Source organism: Pseudomonas sp. PB105, from assembly GCF_009764655.1.
In the GTDB taxonomy this organism is placed as follows: domain Bacteria; phylum Pseudomonadota; class Gammaproteobacteria; order Pseudomonadales; family Pseudomonadaceae; genus Aquipseudomonas; species Aquipseudomonas cyclaminis.
This window is the reverse complement of sequence record NZ_RWIO01000006.1, coordinates 13,320-29,668: the sequence shown is the minus strand read 5'-3', so window position 1 is coordinate 29,668 and position 16,349 is coordinate 13,320. Positions and strand designations below refer to the sequence as shown.

The window sequence follows — 16,349 nt, the reverse complement described above, 5'->3', positions numbered from 1 at the left end:
TCTATCTCATCAATGTCATCAGGCCATTCACCGGCCGTTTGGGAGAACCTTGCTCGTATGATTCGCACGCTGCCCGCCCTTTTTGCCCTGCTGTTCACTGCGCCCTTGATGGCCGCGCCTGCCGGGCAACAAACCCTGTTCAACTTCGTCCGGCCTGCCGATGTGGTCAAGGTGGCGACCCAGGACGCCAGCCTGCCGCAATACAACGCCGAGCAAACCCCTGAAGGTGAGGTGTTGCGCCGCATCACGTTCAACCCGGCTGCCGAACCCAGCCTGGTGCTCAGCCCGCAGACCGGCGTGTGGGATTGGTCGCCGTCCGGCGCCATGAGCCTGCGTATCCAGAGCGCCATGGACTGGGCGCTGACCCTCTACGTCAAGGTGCAGAGCAGTGACGGCAAGACCTTGGTCAGCCGCATCGACCTGCCGGCCGGCCCGGCCCAGACCCTGCTGATCCCGCTGCAAGCCAACACGCCACTGAGCCAGGGCATGAAGGCCGGCCCGCCGATGCCGATCACCGTGGACGGCCAACGCGTATTGCTGGCCGGCAGCGCGGGGGAAATCGACCGCAGCCAAGTGGTTTCGGTGACGCTGTCGATGATCAAGCCCAATGCGGCCCAAAGCATTCTGCTGGAGCGCTTTGGCGTGCAGGACAGTGAGCCGGTGTTGAAGGCTGCCTACAGCGAGCTGGTGGACACGTACGGGCAATCCACCCGTGCGCGCTGGCCGGAGAAAGTCAGCAGCGACGAGCAACTCAAGGCCGCCGCCGCCAAGGAGCAAGCCCAGCTCCAGGGTTGGCTGGCTGCGCGGGATAAATCCGCATTGGACCGGTTTGGCGGCTGGAACAAAGGCCCTGTATTCAAGGCCAGCGGTTTTTTCCACACCGAAAAGCGTGACGGCCGCTGGTATCTGGTGACGCCGGAGGGGCATCCGTTCTATTCCTTGGGCGTCAATACCGTGGCTGCCGACAACAGCCAGACCTATGTGGCGGGCCGCGAATGGATGTTCGCGGCGTTGCCCAAGGCCGGTGAACCTTTGGACAAGTATTACGGCAGCGGCGATAACCGCACTGGCAATGGCGCCGGTGAAGGTCGCAGCTTCGGTGCCGGGCGTTGGTACGATTTCTACGGTGCCAACCTGCAGCGCGCTTACGGCGGCGAAGGCTTCGACCAGAAGCGTTGGGTGACCCACACCCTTGATCGTCTGCAAGCCTGGGGTTTCAACACCGTTGGCAACTGGAGCGATGCAGAATTGGCCCGCGCCGACCGTGTGCCGTACACCTTGCCGCTGTCGATCGTCGGCGATTACGCCAGCATCAGCACCGGCACGGACTGGTGGGGCGGCATGCCCGATCCGTTCGACCCGCGCTTCGCCATGGCCACCGAGCGTGCCGTGGCCATCGCCGCCCGCGATCACCGTGACGACCCGTGGTTGATCGGCTTCTTTGCCGATAACGAACTGGCCTGGGCCGGGCCGGGTGATGATCCGAAATCCCGTTACGCCTTGGCCTACGGCACGCTGCGCATGACCACTGACGTTCCGGCCAAACGTGCGTTCCTCAAGCAACTTCGGGACAAGTACCGCAACGAAGATGGCCTGTCGAAAGCGTGGGGCATCGAATTGGCGGGTTGGGAGCTGATGGAAGACCCAGGTTTCGAGCCACCCATGCCAAACCCGGAGCACCCGGAAATCGAGGCGGACTTCAAATACTTCCAGAAAACCTTCGCCGATGCCTACTTCAAGACCATCTCCGATTCCCTCAAATGGCACGCGCCGAACCAGTTGCTGCTGGGCGGTCGTTATGCGGTGAGCACTCCGGAAGCTGTGGCGTCGTGCGCGCAGTATTGCGATGTGCTGAGTTTCAACATGTACACCCTCAAGCCCCAGGACGGTTACGACTTCGCCGCGTTGCGCGCGCTGGATAAACCGGTGCTGATCACTGAATTCAACTTTGGCTCTGCCGACCGTGGCCCGTTCTGGGGCGGTGTGACCCAGTTGGCCAGGGAAGAAGATCGCGCTGCGGCGTACGCCAACTTCCTCAAGCAGGCCATGGCCGAACCGTCGATTGTCGGCGTGCACTGGTTCCAGTACCTGGACCAGCCGGTGACCGGCCGCTTGCTGGACGGTGAAAACGGCCACTTCGGCCTGGTGGGCATCACCGACGTGCCTTACCAGGGGTTTGTCGACAGTGTGCGTAAAAGCAACCTGGCGACGGTAGAACAGCTCGGTAAGGAAGCAGAAAAGGCCAAGGCGGCCGGCGCGGTTCGTGAAGGCGAAGGCGGTAAATCTGGGCATGACGGCAAAAGCGCGGGGCAGGGCGCCGGGCATGCTGGTGGGCACGCCGGAAACGGTCACTGATTGAGGGCTGACGGGTTCACAAAAGCCACAAGGGCTGGAACAATGTCGGCCACTTTCCATGGTGTTTTTCGAGGCGGCTTACGTGCAGATTCAGGGTCATTACGAACTCCAGTTCGAAGCGGTACGTGAAGCGTTTGCCGCGCTGTTCGATGACCCGCAGGAGCGTGGTGCCGGGCTCTGCATCCAGATCGGCGGCGAAACCGTCGTCGACCTGTGGGCGGGCACGGCGGACAAGGACGGCGCCGAGGCCTGGCACAGCGACACCATCGTCAACCTGTTCTCCTGCACCAAGACCTTCACCGCCGTCACGGCCCTGCAACTGGTGGCCGAGGGCAAGTTGCAGTTGGACGCTCCCGTGGCCAGGTATTGGCCGGAATTTGCCGCTGCCGGCAAGGAAACCATCACGCTGCGCCAGTTGCTCTGCCATCAGGCCGGTTTGCCGGCGATCCGCGAAATGCTGCCCACCGAAGCGCTGTACGACTGGCAATTGATGGTAGACACCCTGGCTGCCGAAGCACCTTGGTGGACGCCAGGCCAGGGCCATGGCTACGAAGCGATTACCTACGGTTGGTTGGTCGGCGAATTGCTGCGTCGCGCCGATGGGCGTGGGCCGGGTGAGTCGATTGTGGCGCGGGTTGCAAGGCCGTTGGGCCTGGACTTTCATGTGGGCCTGGCAGACGCAGAGTTTTATCGTGTTGCCCATATTGCACGCAGCAAAGGCAATATGGGCGATGAGTCCGCGCAACGGTTACTGCAAGTAATGATGCGTGAGCCCACCGCCATGACTACACGGGCATTTGCCAACCCACCGTCTATTCTGACCAGTACTAATAAACCTGAATGGCGACGCATGCAGCAGCCCGCGGCTAATGGTCACGGTAATGCACGCAGTCTGGCGGGTTTTTACAGTGGGTTGTTGGACGGTAGTTTGTTGGAAGCCGACATGCTCGAAGAGTTGACCCGTGAACACAGTATCGGTTTGGATAAAACATTATTGACACAAACTCGTTTTGGCCTGGGCTGCATGTTGGATCAACCGCAGTTGCCCAACGCCACGTTTGGCCTGGGCCCGCGGGCTTTCGGGCACCCGGGCGCTGGCGGCTCGGTCGGTTTTGCCGATCCTGAGCATAATGTAGCGTTTGGTTTCGTGACTAATACATTGGGGCCTTATGTACTTATGGACCCCCGTGCACAGAAGTTGGTCGGAATATTGGCCGGTTGTCTGTAAACCCCTTGCTGTTTCACGTTTTTTTGTTACAAAGGCAACTATAAGAAGGCGCTGAACGAAATTTTGTAACTTTAAAGTTCTGTAAGCGTCTGTTTAACGGGTCATCCAGACCCCCGTTTCTTTTCTCATTTTGTGGATATCTCATGTTATCGAACAAGTCCTTGGCACTGGCGCTTTGCCTCACCATTACCGGCTGCGCACAAACTCCACAGAATGATGCCGAGGGTGGGCATTGGTGGTCATTTGGATCTGATAAGGCCGCTACCAAGGACGCAGTGACCCAAACCGACGCCAAGCCAGATGCCAAGCCTGCTGCTGGCGCCAAGCCTGCCGCACCTGTAGCGGCTGCTGCACCTGCACCCGTACCCGCATCTGCTCCGGCAGCCAAGGCTGACACTGGCTCCAGCTGGTGGCCGTTCTCCTCCAAAAGCGCCGACGAAAAAGCTGCCGATGCCAAGGCTGCAGACCTGAAAGCCGACCTCAAGGCCGCCACTCCGGCACCTGCCGCTGCGCCAGCCGTGGCCAAGACTGACAGCGAAACCCATTGGTGGTGGCCGTTCGAAAGCAAACCCAAGCCATTGTCCAAGGTCGACGTGACCAACGTGCCGATGCCTGATCCGAAAATCACCCAGGCCTGGTTGGACGACTATGAGCCGCGCCTGCGCGCCGCCATCAAGGACAGCAACCTGCAACTGGAACGTCGCGACAACGTGCTCGTCGTGATTGCCCCGGTTGATGGCTCCTACAACCCGAAACGTCCAGCCATGCTGCTGCCGGTTACCCTTGGCCCGTTCACACGTGTTGCCAAGGCTGTTGAAGCCGATCCCAAGACCGCCGTGCTGGTTCTTGGTCACGTAGACGCCACCGGCACCGCCCCGGCGAGCCAGGCGTTGAGCAAGGAACGCGCACAGTCGATCGCTTCGATTTTCAGCCTCAGCGGCTTGAAGCAGGATCGACTGATGCTGCGTGGCATGGGTGACCTGATGCCACGTGCCGCCAACGACAGCACCCAGGGCCGTGCGCTGAACCGTCGCATGGAAATTATGTTCACTCAGCGTACAACTATGTTGGCGCTGCTGAGCAAGTACAACTCGGGCAAGACGCCGCCTGTGGCTGAAATGGTTGCGGTACAGAACGTACCTGCACCGGCTCCTGCTGCCAAAGCACCGGCGAAAAAAGCCCCGGCCGCCAAGAAAGCTGCCGCCAAGCCAGCCGCTAAAAAGGCGCCGGCCAAGCCAGCGGCCAAGAAAGCGGCTCCGGCCAAAGCCAAGGCTGCTGCACCGGCGAACGACCAGGCCAAAAACTGATCCGCTGAACCAGAAGGATAAAGCCGCATGACCCAGGCACTGGCCGATATGCGCCGTGACTACACACGGGACGGTTTGAGCGAGGCCCAGGCCCCGGACGAGCCGTTTGCGTTGTTCCACCAGTGGTTTGCCGACGCGGTGAAAACCGAGCAGCCACCGGTGGAAGCCAATGCCATGACCCTGGCAACGGTCGACCAGGACGGTCGCCCGCACTGCCGCATCCTATTGCTCAAGGGCCTGGATGCGCAGGGCTTTACCTTCTTCACCAACTATCAGAGCGCCAAGGGTCAACAGCTCGCGGCGCGACCGTTCGCAGCCATGACGTTTTTCTGGCCGACCCTTGAGCGCCAGGTGCGCATCGAAGGGCGGGTGGTCAAGGTCACGCCTGAGGAGTCGGACGCGTATTATCAGGTCCGGCCTTTGGGCAGCCGCCTGGGTGCCTGGGCCTCTCCGCAGAGCCAGGTCATTCGTGACCGTGCAGAACTGCAAGAGCTGCTCAAGGCCACCGAACAGCGTTTCAGCGATACCCAGCCCGACTGCCCCGAGCATTGGGGTGGCTACCGTCTGCTGCCGGAGCGTATCGAGTTCTGGCAAGGTCGCGCCAGCCGCCTGCATGACCGCCTGAATTACCGCCTGCAAGGGACCGAATGGGCCCGCGAGCGCCTGGCACCCTGAGCGGCACCTTTCGTCACCTCACCTGAATGTTGTTCGCAGCACCGACGTCTCTATGGGAGAGACTTCGGTCGCATGCGGCTGCCCGGCTACAATGATGAAACCGTCATGACATCTGTTGGCGCAAAAACTGAGCTACCGTTCGTCGAGTTTTCTGGTGTGTGCAGTCTGTACTCAGGCTGAATGAAAGCAGTTTTCTGTGGTGCTTGCCGTGACAGGCGCCAAGCCGCAGCGTCTAATGAACACCTGTCCTTTGGAGTTGATGCTATGCGTAAGTCCGTTTTACTGGTTGCCTGCTTTACCACCCTGTCGCTGCTGCTGGGTGGCTGCGCCTCAAGTTTGACCGGCGATTCGTATTCCCGTGATGAAGCGCGTCGTGTACAGACCGTGCGCATGGGCACCATCGAATCTCTGCGTCCGGTGAAAATCGAAGGCACCAAGACCCCAATCGGCGGCGCTGCCGGCGCAGTCATCGGCGGTGTTGGCGGCAGCGCCATCGGCGGCGGCCGTGGCAGCATTGTCACTGCGGTGATCGGTGCAGTCGCCGGCGGCCTGTTGGGTTCGGCCACCGAAGAAGGCCTGACCCGCACCCAAGGCGTGGAAATCACCGTTCGCGAAGACGACGGCAGCATGCGCGCCTACGTGCAGGCCGTGCAGGAGAATGAAATCTTCCGCATTGGCGACCGCGTGCGGATCATGACGGTGGATGGCACCAGCCGCGTTACCCGTTAAGCGGTAAGCAGCAGGCAAAGAAAAACCCCAGCCGGGTGACCGGTTGGGGTTTTTTGTGGGCGTTGTTCAAGGGGATCAGGCTTTCTTGCGACTCGCCATCGCCGTCACCATATACCCGATACATGCCGCCAATATCGACCCGGTCAGAATCCCCATGCGATCCTCGCCGGCAAACTCGCTGACGCCTGGTACAAACGCCAGGGAGCCGACAAACAGGCTCATGGTGAAGCCGATGCCGCACAGAATTGCCACACCAAAGACCTGGCCCCAGCTCGCACCACTTGGCAGTGCTGCGAGGCCGGTCTTGATGGCCAGCCAGGTGAGGCCGAACACACCGACGGTCTTGCCGATCAACAGGCCCGCGGCAATACCCATGGGCACGTGATGGGTGAAGCTTTCCAGGCTGACACCGGTGAGGGATACGCCGGCGTTGGCAAAGGCGAACAGCGGCAGGATGCCGTAAGCCACCCACGGGTGCAGGGCGTGTTCGAGGGTCAGCAGCGGTGAGGGTTCGGCGTTCTTGGTACGCATCGGGATGCAGAACGCCAGGGTCACGCCGGCCAGCGTGGCGTGCACGCCACTCTTGAGTACACAGACCCACAGGATCAGGCCGACGATCAGGTAGGCCCAGAGCTTGATCACGCCGAGGCGGTTCATCGCGATCAAGGCCACCAGGCACGCGCCTGCGCCTGCCAGCGCTGCGCCGGACAAATCGGCGGAATAGAACACAGCGATCACGATGATTGCACCGAGGTCATCGATGATGGCCAGTGTCATCAGGAACAGCTTCAGCGACACCGGCACGCGTTTGCCCAGCAGCGCCAACACGCCCAGGGCGAAGGCAATGTCGGTGGCCATCGGGATCGCCCAGCCCGAGAGGGCGCTCGGGAAGTCCTTGTTGATCGCCCAGTAGATCAGCGCCGGCACCACCATACCGCCGATGGCAGCAGCGCCGGGCAGTACCACTTGCGATGGCTTGGACAGATGGCCGTCAAGCAGCTCGCGCTTGACCTCCAGGCCGATCAACAAGAAGAACAGCGCCATCAGGCCATCGTTGATCCACAACAAGGCCGGCTTGTCGATTTTCAACGCGCCGATCTGCGCCACCACGGGCACGTCGAGAAATGCGCCGTACAGGTGCGACAACGGTGAGTTGTTGATGATCAGTGCCATGGCCGCAGCGGCGATCAACAACAGACCGCTGGCGGCTTCCAGCTGGAAGAAACGGGTGAAAGTGCTACGCAGAGCCAAGGGATGCTCTCCAATCCGGATTCAATAGGTGGGTACCCTAACCCGTACCGTTAGTTGTTAAAACAAAAGTTATATTCTTATTTGTTATAAGCAATGGACGGGTTCAGCGTTGCGTCAGGGGCCGGGAATTGTGTGTCCAATTGAGTCGTTACTGTATCTGTGTCGAGTGTAGGAAAGATCCTAATATTGGCCTGGAAATCCTTAGAGAAACCCACCATGAGTGACCATCGTCCCTGGGCTCGCGAAGCCATTCGTATCATCGAAGCAGACTTCCAGCGCAGCGCTGACACCCACCTGATCCCCTTGCCGCTGCCGGGGTTGCCCGGTATCGAGTTGTACTTCAAGGACGAGTCGAGCCATCCCACCGGCAGCCTGAAACACCGGCTGGCCCGCTCGCTGTTTCTGTATGCGCTGTGCAACGGCTGGCTCAAGCCCGGAGCACCGGTGATCGAGGCCTCCAGCGGTTCCACGGCGATCTCCGAAGCTTACTTCGCACGGCTGCTGGGCCTGCCGTTTATCGCGGTGATGCCCGCCACTACCTCCCAGGAAAAAATCGCGCAGATTGCTTTCTATGGCGGCAAGAGCCATTTGGTGCAGGATCCGACGCAGATTTACGCCGAATCCGAACGCCTTGCGCAGGAAAGTGGCGGCCACTTCATGGACCAGTTCACCTACGCCGAACGCGCTACTGACTGGCGCGCGAACAACAACATCGCCGAGTCGATCTTCCAGCAGATGCGCTTTGAGCAGCATCCCGAGCCGAGCTGGCTGATTTCCAGCCCCGGCACCGGCGGCACCACGGCGACACTGGGTCGCTATGTGCGCTATCGCCAGCACTGCACCCGTGTGCTGTGCGCCGATGCCGAGCGTTCGGTGTTTTTTGACTATTACCAGACGGGTGATGCCAGCCTGCGCCTCGATTGCGGTTCGCGCATCGAAGGCATTGGCCGGCCACGGGTCGAGGCGTCGTTTTTGCCGAAGGTGATCGATGCGATGGTCAAGGTCCCGGACGCGCTGTCACTGGCAGCCATGCATTACCTGGCCGAGCGGCTGGGTCGGCGAGTCGGTGGTTCCAGCGGGACCAACCTGGTGGGTGCACTGATGGCGGCGCAGCAGATGAAGGCTGCGGGGGAGTCGGGTTCTATCGTGGCGATCTTGTGCGACGGCGGGGAGCGATACGCCACGACCTATTACGACCAGGCATGGCTGGCAGGGCAGGGGTATGAGTTGGACGGGTTGATGGCGGCCGTTGCGGCCAGTGTGGAGCGGGGCGAACCGTTGCCGGCCAGCGTCTTGCGCGCAAATATCTGACCCGACGTTGACCCGAATGTGGAAGAGGGGCTTACCCCTCCCACATTCAATTTGCGCTGTTCTCAGGCCTGGATGCCGAGCATATCCCGCGCCAACGCTTCGGCGATCCGAATCCCATCAACGCCTGCCGACAGAATCCCACCGGCATAACCGGCGCCTTCGCCGGCCGGGAACAGACCCTTCACATTCAAGCTCTGCATCGATTCGTCACGGGTAATCCGCAGCGGCGATGAGGTGCGGGTTTCGATGCCGGTCAAGACGGCGTCGTGCAACGAGTAGCCCTTGATCTGCTTTTCAAAGGCTGGCAACGCTTCGCGGATAGCTTCAATAGCAAATTCCGGCAGCGCCAGTGCGAGATCGCCCAAGGACACGCCCGGTTTGTAGGACGGTTCCACACTGCCGATGGCGGTGGACGGCTTGCCGGCGATGAAATCACCCACCAGCTGCGCCGGCGCCTCGTAGGTGCTGCCGCCGAGGATGTAGGCGTGGGATTCCAGACGTTCCTGCAACTCGATACCTGCGAGTGGGCCACCTGGGTAATCCACTTCCGGCGTGATCCCCACCACGATGCCGGAGTTGGCATTGCGCTCGTTACGCGAGTACTGGCTCATGCCGTTGGTCACGACGCGGTTCGGCTCGGAGGTGGCTGCCACCACGGTGCCGCCGGGGCACATGCAGAAGCTGTAGACCGAGCGGCCATTCTTCGCGTGGTGCACCAGTTTGTAATCGGCGGCGCCCAGTTTCGGGTGCCCGGCGTATTTGCCCAGCCGCGCAGCGTCGATCAGCGACTGCGGGTGCTCAATGCGAAAGCCCACCGAGAACGGCTTGGCCTCCATGTACACGCCGCGGCCGTGGAGCATGCGGAAGGTGTCGCGGGCGCTGTGGCCCAGGGCCAGGATCACGTGCCTGGACAGGATCTGCTCGCCGCCATCCACCACCACGCCGTTCAGTTGGCCGTCTTCGATCAACACGTCCGTCACGCGTTGTTCAAAGCGCACTTCACCGCCAAGGGCGATGATCTGCTCGCGCATGTTTTCCACCACGCCGGTCAGGCGGAACGTACCGATATGCGGTTTGCTGACGTAGAGGATTTCTTCCGGCGCGCCGGCCTTGACGAATTCGTGCAGCACTTTGCGGCCGTGGAATTTCGGATCCTTGATCTGGCTATAGAGTTTGCCGTCGGAAAAGGTGCCGGCGCCGCCTTCACCAAACTGCACGTTGGACTCGGGGTTGAGCACGCTTTTGCGCCACAGGCCCCAGGTGTCCTTGGTGCGCTGGCGCACTTCCTTGCCGCGTTCGAGGATGATCGGCTTGAAGCCCATTTGCGCCAGCAGCAGCCCGGCGAAGATGCCGCACGGGCCAAAACCGACCACGATCGGCCGCTCAACCAAACCTTCGGGGGCATGGCCGACAACCTTGTAGCTGATGTCCGGCGCCGGGTTGACGTTGCGGTCATCGGCAAACTTGAGCAGGAGGGCGGCTTCACCCTTCACGTCCAGGTCGATGGTGTAAATGAAGCACAGCTCCGACGTCTTCTTACGGGCGTCGTAGCTGCGTTTGAACAGGGTGAAATCGAGCAGGTCATCACTGGCGATGCCCAGGCGCTGCAAGATGGCAGGCCGCAGGTCTTCTTCGGGATGGTCGATGGGCAGCTTGAGTTCGGTGATTCGTAACATGACAGGATCCGGTGTGCGGCGTTCGGTGAGGCCGGCGGTTTTGCAAACCGGCGATTATAAGCCCCAACCGTGGTTTCCCGTCATGCTAAAAAGTGCAGGATGCGATCAATCGTCCCGCGAACCACCGAAAGCCGCGCAGCCACGCTGGACTTGACCGTTGATCCGCAATTCGGCGGTCATGTGTTGCAGGCTGCCACTGACGCTGTCCACGCAGCGTTGCGGGGCCACCCACAGCTCGACGTGCTGGTTGTTGGCTTCGGTCATCAGGTTGAAGCGACCGTCACCGATCTGCTCCTCTACATACGGCACCGCCAGTGGCGGCTGGCCTTCGCGCTCAAGCACCATGCCCTTGGCGGTGACGTTCATCGCCCAGGCGGGCTTGTGGCCGTTGGCGCGCAGGGTCATGCGCTTGAAGTCCGGGTCGTCGCAGGCGGCGGTCGAGCGTTCTACGCGATAGAGTTGTTGCAGGTCCACACTGCCCTGAGTGCCGCTGGCAACGCCGGAGAACTTGCCGCGCAGGTCGGCAAACAATGCACCCTGCTGACCGGCCAGGGAGGCTGCTTCCTGCAGGATGCTGGTGCCACCGGTGTCGTTGATCACATAGTTGCGTTTGTCGTTGCACGGCTGGAACAAGAGTTTGCCACCGACGGCTGTGAGTTCACCCTGCATGCGGGTCAGCCCCGCGAGAGAGGGCTTCGCCGGCTCGCTTTCGAACATCTGGCAAGCGGCGAACAGGGGAAGCAAGGCAAACAGGGCGAGGTTACGGACGGCACGCATAAGGGGTCTCCAGACAAGTGCCGCCACGTTACGCAGGCTGGCGATGCATCACAAGCCCGGCCGCCAGCTTCAGCCATTTCTGACAGGCGTAGAATTCAGCCTACGATAAAGGTCTGGCCGGTCTGCAAGCCTTCCACGCTTTTTGCGTAGGCCAATGCCACATCAGCGCCCGGAACCGGTTTATAGCCACGGAAATACGGCGCGTAGCTGCCCATGGCTTCCACCAGTACCGTGGGGCTGACGGAGTTGATCCGCAGGCCCCGGGGCAATTCAATGGCAGCGGCCTTCACAAAGGCGTCGATTGCACCGTTGACCAATGCGGCCGAGGCGCCAGTACGAATCGGATCGCGGTTGAGAATGCCGCTGGTGAAGGTGAACGAGCCTGCGTCGTTGGCGTATTCACGGCCAATCAGCAGCAGGTTGACCTGGCCCATCAGCTTGTCACGCAGGCCCAGTTCAAAGTCGCTATCGCTCATGTCCCCCAGCGCCACAAAATTCACACTGCCAGCGGCACAGACCAGGGCGTCGAACTTGCCGGTCTGCTCGAACAGCGTGCGGATCGAGGCACTGTCGCTGATATCCACCTGGAAGTCGCCGCTGCTGCGGCCGATGCTGATCACGTCATGACGCTGCGCCAGTTCGGCCTTAATGGCTGAACCGACGGTGCCGCTGGCGCCAATCAATAGGATTTTCATGGTGCAGTTCCTCCAGGGGTAAGTGAAGGTTCAGTCTAGAGTGGCTTTTCAAGCGGATAAACGTGCTAATAGGCAACCTTTGGTTTTCAAATGGAAACAATCCATGAGCGAGATGGATGACCTGGCGGCCTTTGCCGTACTGATCGAAGCGGGCAGCTTTACCGTGGCGGCCGAACAGCTGGGCTGCAGCAAAGGCCAGTTGTCCAAGCGCATCTCCCAGTTGGAGGCGCAGTTTTCCGTTGTGTTGTTGCACCGCACCACACGCAAGCTCAGCCTGACGGCCGCTGGCGCGGCGTTGCTGCCGCAGGCCCAGGCATTGGTGGTGCAAGTAGAACGTGCGCGTCAGGCATTGGCGCGGCTCAAGGACGATCTGGCCGGGCCGGTGCGTATGACCGTTCCCGTTTCATTAGGCGAAACCTTCTTCGATGGCTTGTTGCTGGAGTTTTCCAGGCAGTACCCCCAGGTGCAGATCGAGCTTGAGCTCAACAACAGCTACCGAGACCTGGCGCGGGACGGTTTTGACTTGGGGGTGCGTTCGGGGTCGATCGAAAACGAGCGTCTGGTGGCCAAACCTTTGCTGGCCTGGCATGAGATGACCTGCGCCAGCCCCGCCTATCTGGAACAGCACGGCGAACCACTGACCCCGGCGGATCTTGCGGCGCACACCTGCTTGCTCAATAGCCACTACAGCGGTCGTGAGGAATGGCTGTATCACCAGCAGCACGAGTTGTTGCGGGTCAGGGTGAGTGGCACGTTCGCGTCCAACCACTACAACCTGTTGAAGAAGGCCGCGCTGGTCGGTGCCGGAATCGCCCGGCTGCCGTCCTACGTACTGCACTCGGAATTGGCTGACGGCCGATTGCGCTGGCTCCTGCGCGATTACCAGACGCGAAGCCTGCCGATGTACCTGGTTCACCCTTATCAAGGTGGCCTGCCCAGGCGTACCCAGGTACTGGCTGACTACTTGGTGGACTGGTTCAAGCGCAGCGGCGAGGCGCTGGATCGGCTTTAACGGGAGCGGCGGGCAATCAAGTGGTCGATGGAAAAACAGCCTGGACCCTTGGCAACCAACAGCAACAACAAGGCAAGCCAGGTGCCGTGGGTAGGGTAGGCGTCCGGGTACACGAACAGCTGAATAACCAACGTCATGCCGATCAAGGCCAGGGCCGAGAACCGCGTGGCGAACCCCACCAATATCAGCACCGGGAAAAAGTGCTCGGCAAACGCCGCCATGTGCGCGGCCACTTCCGGCGACAACAACGGCACGTGGTACTCACTGCGAAACAACGGCAATGTCGACGCGGCGAGTTTCGGTTCGCCCAGCTGGAACGTGCCGCTGATCAGGTCTATCGCGAAACCTTCGACCTTGGTTTGCCCGGATTTCCAGAACACGGCTGCAATGGAAAACCGCGCAATAAACGCGATCAGGCTGTAGGGGATTTTCTCGAAAAGCGCGATGGCCCGTCTGATGAGGCACGAAGGGGTGGTGTTCATGGCGATACCTTTTGTTCTGGGAGCAGGTGAGTGATGGCGTCGTGGTTGATCAGCAGTGACAGACATTGGTGCAGGTCAAATTCGGCGCAGGCTTCAAGGGCGTCTGCCACGGCCGTTTCCAATGCAGCGCCGTGGTTCAGGCTATTGATAAACGCGACCGAGCCGCCGTCGATGGCGAAGACCTTGACGCTCAGTCCGTGGCGCAGCACCAGTGCACTTTGTGCCTGCCAGGGATCAAGGCTGGCCAGGGCGCCCTCGGTCTGGTGCGCCGCCCAAACTGCGACCACGGCGTAGGCGCAGTTCAACGTGGCGAGGGATGGGTGCAGTTTCAGGCGTAATGCGCCCAGCGCCGTTTGGGCCTGCAGGTGTTGTAGTACGACCTGCTGATTCACCGACGGCGTATCCGCTGCGTGATAGGCACGAACCCGCAGGCGTTCCAAACGGGCCACATCGGCCAGGTAGGGCACGCTGGCGGCGGGTTCGAAACCCTGGATGAAGTCGGCAAATGTGCTGCCGTAGTCGCTCATCAACGGGCTGTCGGGTGGTGAAGCCTGGACGTAAACGCTGGCCATTGCGCGGAAAAAATCATCACCTACCAGGCGCACCGTTACGGGGTACGCCGTGGCCAGTGCATTGATCAGTGCACTGTGGACATTGTTGCGATACACCGTAAAACGACTGGCCGGGTCGGCGCCGTTACTGCTGAAAAGGCCGTCCGGGCAGGGCTGATCGGGCGCCAGCAAGGCGCTGGTGAATGCGTCGTGAAGGCTCATGGGCGGACCTTGGATAAATAACGTTCGGCCTGATGGGCTTCAGCGTGCAACACGTTGAAGGCAGGCACTTGGTTGTCACGCTCAATCAGGGTGGCGACCGGGCCCGTGCGTGTGAGCACCTGCTCGTAAAGCTGCCATACCCTGTTGTCGATGGGGGCACCGTGGTCATCTATCAGCAGGCGATCACCCAGGCTGTCGGTGTCTTCGGCAAAACCTGCCAGATGAATCTCGCCCACGGCGTGCAACGGCAGGGCGTCGATGTAGGCCAGCGGGTTGCGTTGGTGATTGATACATGACACGTAGACGTTGTTCACGTCCAACAGCAAGCCGCAGCCGGTACGGCGGATGATCTCGCTGATGAAGTCGGTCTCGTCCAGGGTGGAGCGCTCGAACTGCAGGTAGGTCGATGGATTCTCCAGCAACATCGGCCGCTTGAGGGCGCTCTGCACCTGATCGACGTGTTCGCAGACCCGGTTCAGGGTGCTGGCGTCGTAGGCCAGGGGCAGCAAGTCATTGAGAAACACCGGGCCGTGGCTGGACCAGGCCAGGTGTTCGGAAAAAGAGTGGGGTTGGTAGCGTTCGATCAGCGCCGCAAGCCGTGCCAGGTGCTCACGGTTGAGCGGGCCTTCGCCGCCGATGGACAGGCCCACGCCATGCAGCGACAGCGGGTACTGTTGGCGAATCAACCCTAGGTAATGATGGAAAGGGCCGCCGGCGACCATGTAGTTCTCGGCGTGCACTTCAAAAAAACCGATATCGGGAAGGGTCTGGAGCACCTCGTTGAAGTGCTCGCTCTTAAGCCCCAGCCCGGCCCTGGAAGGAAGGCCGGGTGCCTGAGCCGTTGAGACCTTGTGCAGAGTGGAAAGCGTCATCATCCGTACTCAGGCTATGCAGGGTTTCAGGACTTGGCGGTGAAGGCCGCTTCCTGGCCGAAGCCGGTCGGCGAGGTAGAGCTTGGGGTTTGGGTGCAGGTGCCGGCGGGGACCAGTTTCCAGGCGTTGGCCTGATCCTTGGTTTTCGACGTGCCCGCACAGGAAGTGCCCGCGCCTGCGGCGCAATCGTTTTTGCCGGCTTCTGCGACGCCGAAGCATTTCTGCATGTCGTCGGCGGCATGGGCGGTGGTGGTCAGGGCGGACAGGCTCAGGGCGGAACCCAGGGCCAGGATGAGGGCGGAGGCGGACAGTTTGGTGGTCATGGTGTATCTCCAGTAGTGGTCGTGTGGGCAGGCTTGAGTGCCTGCATGCACCACTAGAGAGGGGAGGGCTGAGTTCGTTACATGCGGATCGAAAATAATTATTCAGGGATCACGCGAAACAAATGTGGGAGGGGGCAAGCTCCCTCCCACATTTAGCTCCGGTTTATTCAGCAACCGTCTCTTAGCCGCCCAGGTACGCTTCCCGTACCTTCGGATCGGTCAGCAACTGCTCACCCGTGCCCTGCATCACCACCCGACCGTTTTCCAATACATAGGCGCGGTCGGCGATTTTCAGCGCCTGGTTGGCGTTCTGTTCCACCAAAAACACGGTCACACCGTCTTTGCGCAGCTGTTCGATGATGTCGAAAATCTGCTGGATGATGATCGGTGCCAGGCCCAGGGACGGTTCGTCCAGCAGCAGCAGCTTGGGCTTGCTCATCAGCGCCCGGCCGATGGCGAGCATTTGCTGCTCGCCGCCGGACATGGTGCCGCCGCGCTGGCTGAAGCGTTCCTTGAGCCTTGGAAACAGGTGCAGCACCTTGTCCATCTGCTCCTGGTAGTCGCCCTTGTCGGTGAAGAACCCGCCCATGGCGAGGTTCTCTTCGACGGTCAGGCGCGAGAACACGCGGCGGCCTTCTGGCACTACGGCGATGCTCTTGCGCATGATGTGCGACGACTCCTGGCCCACCAGCTCTTCACCCATGTAGCGGATGCTGCCGCTGTGGGCCTGGGGTGAACCGCACAAGGTCATCAGCAAGGTGGACTTGCCGGCGCCGTTGGCGCCGATCAGGGTCACGATTTCACCCTGGCGCACTTCCACATTGACGCTGTGCAGGGCCTGGATCTTGCCGTAGAAAGTGGAAACGTTTTCGAATTGCAGCAT

16 protein-coding genes are annotated in these 16,349 nt (G+C 61.0%); 7 read left to right on the top strand and 9 right to left on the bottom strand.

Features of this window, described 5'->3' with window-relative positions; translation table 11 throughout:
* Positions 1–57 precede the first annotated feature (57 nt).
* From EJD88_RS00820 to EJD88_RS00800, 5 genes are all read left to right on the top strand, one after another.
* The gene (locus EJD88_RS00820; RefSeq protein ID WP_158876268.1) at positions 58–2,355 is read left to right on the top strand and encodes a beta-galactosidase; all 2,298 of its coding nucleotides are present in this window, start codon (positions 58–60) and stop codon (positions 2,353–2,355) included.
* An 82-nt stretch (positions 2,356–2,437) separates the two neighbouring features.
* Positions 2,438–3,583: a serine hydrolase domain-containing protein gene (locus tag EJD88_RS00815; protein WP_158876328.1), complete on the top strand. Its 1,146-nt coding sequence runs from the start codon at positions 2,438–2,440 to the stop codon at positions 3,581–3,583.
* Positions 3,584–3,726: 143 nt separating this feature from the next.
* A complete protein-coding gene (locus tag EJD88_RS00810; protein ID WP_158876266.1) occupies positions 3,727–4,890 on the top strand; it encodes an OmpA family protein in 1,164 nt (387 codons plus the stop codon).
* Between the two features lie 27 nt (positions 4,891–4,917).
* On the top strand, positions 4,918–5,565 hold the full coding sequence (gene pdxH / locus EJD88_RS00805) for a pyridoxamine 5'-phosphate oxidase (RefSeq protein WP_158876264.1): 648 nt from the start codon (positions 4,918–4,920) through the stop codon (positions 5,563–5,565).
* A gap of 264 nt (positions 5,566–5,829) precedes the next feature.
* The gene (locus EJD88_RS00800; protein WP_003189251.1) at positions 5,830–6,294 is read left to right on the top strand and encodes a glycine zipper 2TM domain-containing protein; all 465 of its coding nucleotides are present in this window, start codon (positions 5,830–5,832) and stop codon (positions 6,292–6,294) included.
* A gap of 75 nt (positions 6,295–6,369) precedes the next feature.
* Here the strand turns inward: EJD88_RS00800 and nhaA are convergent, their stop codons facing one another.
* The gene (gene nhaA / locus EJD88_RS00795) at positions 6,370–7,545 is read right to left on the bottom strand and encodes a Na+/H+ antiporter NhaA (protein WP_158876262.1); all 1,176 of its coding nucleotides are present in this window, start codon (positions 7,543–7,545) and stop codon (positions 6,370–6,372) included.
* A 216-nt stretch (positions 7,546–7,761) separates the two neighbouring features.
* On the opposite strand from nhaA, the gene EJD88_RS00790 reads away from it, so the two are divergent.
* Positions 7,762–8,856, top strand: coding sequence for a PLP-dependent cysteine synthase family protein (locus EJD88_RS00790; RefSeq protein ID WP_112193892.1), 1,095 nt, complete (start codon positions 7,762–7,764; stop codon positions 8,854–8,856).
* 62 nt (positions 8,857–8,918) lie between these two features.
* On the opposite strand, the gene EJD88_RS00785 is transcribed toward EJD88_RS00790, so the two are convergent.
* From EJD88_RS00785 to EJD88_RS00775, 3 genes are all read right to left on the bottom strand, one after another.
* Positions 8,919–10,532 (bottom strand): NAD(P)/FAD-dependent oxidoreductase, encoded by a 1,614-nt coding sequence (locus EJD88_RS00785; RefSeq protein WP_158876260.1) that lies wholly within the window; start codon positions 10,530–10,532, stop codon positions 8,919–8,921.
* A gap of 105 nt (positions 10,533–10,637) precedes the next feature.
* Entirely contained in the window at positions 10,638–11,309 is a 672-nt protein-coding gene (locus tag EJD88_RS00780) for a COG3650 family protein (RefSeq protein WP_112193893.1), read from the bottom strand.
* A gap of 95 nt (positions 11,310–11,404) precedes the next feature.
* Complete coding sequence (locus tag EJD88_RS00775) at positions 11,405–12,004, bottom strand: short chain dehydrogenase (RefSeq protein WP_158876258.1); 600 nt, start codon at positions 12,002–12,004, stop codon at positions 11,405–11,407.
* Between the two features lie 103 nt (positions 12,005–12,107).
* Here EJD88_RS00775 and EJD88_RS00770 point away from each other — a divergent pair, with 103 nt between their 5' ends.
* A complete protein-coding gene (locus EJD88_RS00770; protein WP_158876256.1) occupies positions 12,108–13,016 on the top strand; it encodes a LysR family transcriptional regulator in 909 nt (302 codons plus the stop codon).
* Here EJD88_RS00770 and EJD88_RS00765 read toward each other — a convergent pair.
* The 5 genes from EJD88_RS00765 to EJD88_RS00745 form a co-directional block, all read right to left on the bottom strand.
* Positions 13,013–13,498 (bottom strand): DoxX family protein, encoded by a 486-nt coding sequence (locus EJD88_RS00765; protein WP_099583314.1) that lies wholly within the window; start codon positions 13,496–13,498, stop codon positions 13,013–13,015. The genes EJD88_RS00770 and EJD88_RS00765 overlap by 4 nt on opposite strands.
* Positions 13,495–14,271, bottom strand: coding sequence for a DNA-binding domain-containing protein (locus EJD88_RS00760; RefSeq protein WP_099583313.1), 777 nt, complete (start codon positions 14,269–14,271; stop codon positions 13,495–13,497). The genes EJD88_RS00765 and EJD88_RS00760 overlap by 4 nt, the downstream gene beginning before the upstream one ends.
* Positions 14,268–15,146 carry a DUF692 domain-containing protein gene (locus EJD88_RS00755; protein WP_158876254.1) on the bottom strand — a complete coding sequence of 293 codons (879 nt, stop codon included), beginning with the start codon at positions 15,144–15,146 and terminating at the stop codon, positions 14,268–14,270. Before EJD88_RS00755 ends, EJD88_RS00760 begins: the two co-directional genes overlap by 4 nt.
* A 23-nt stretch (positions 15,147–15,169) precedes the next feature.
* A complete protein-coding gene (locus EJD88_RS00750) occupies positions 15,170–15,466 on the bottom strand; it encodes a DUF2282 domain-containing protein (protein ID WP_112193901.1) in 297 nt (98 codons plus the stop codon).
* Between the two features lie 181 nt (positions 15,467–15,647).
* Positions 15,648–16,349 (bottom strand): ABC transporter ATP-binding protein, encoded by a 702-nt coding sequence (locus EJD88_RS00745; protein WP_078731918.1) that lies wholly within the window; start codon positions 16,347–16,349, stop codon positions 15,648–15,650.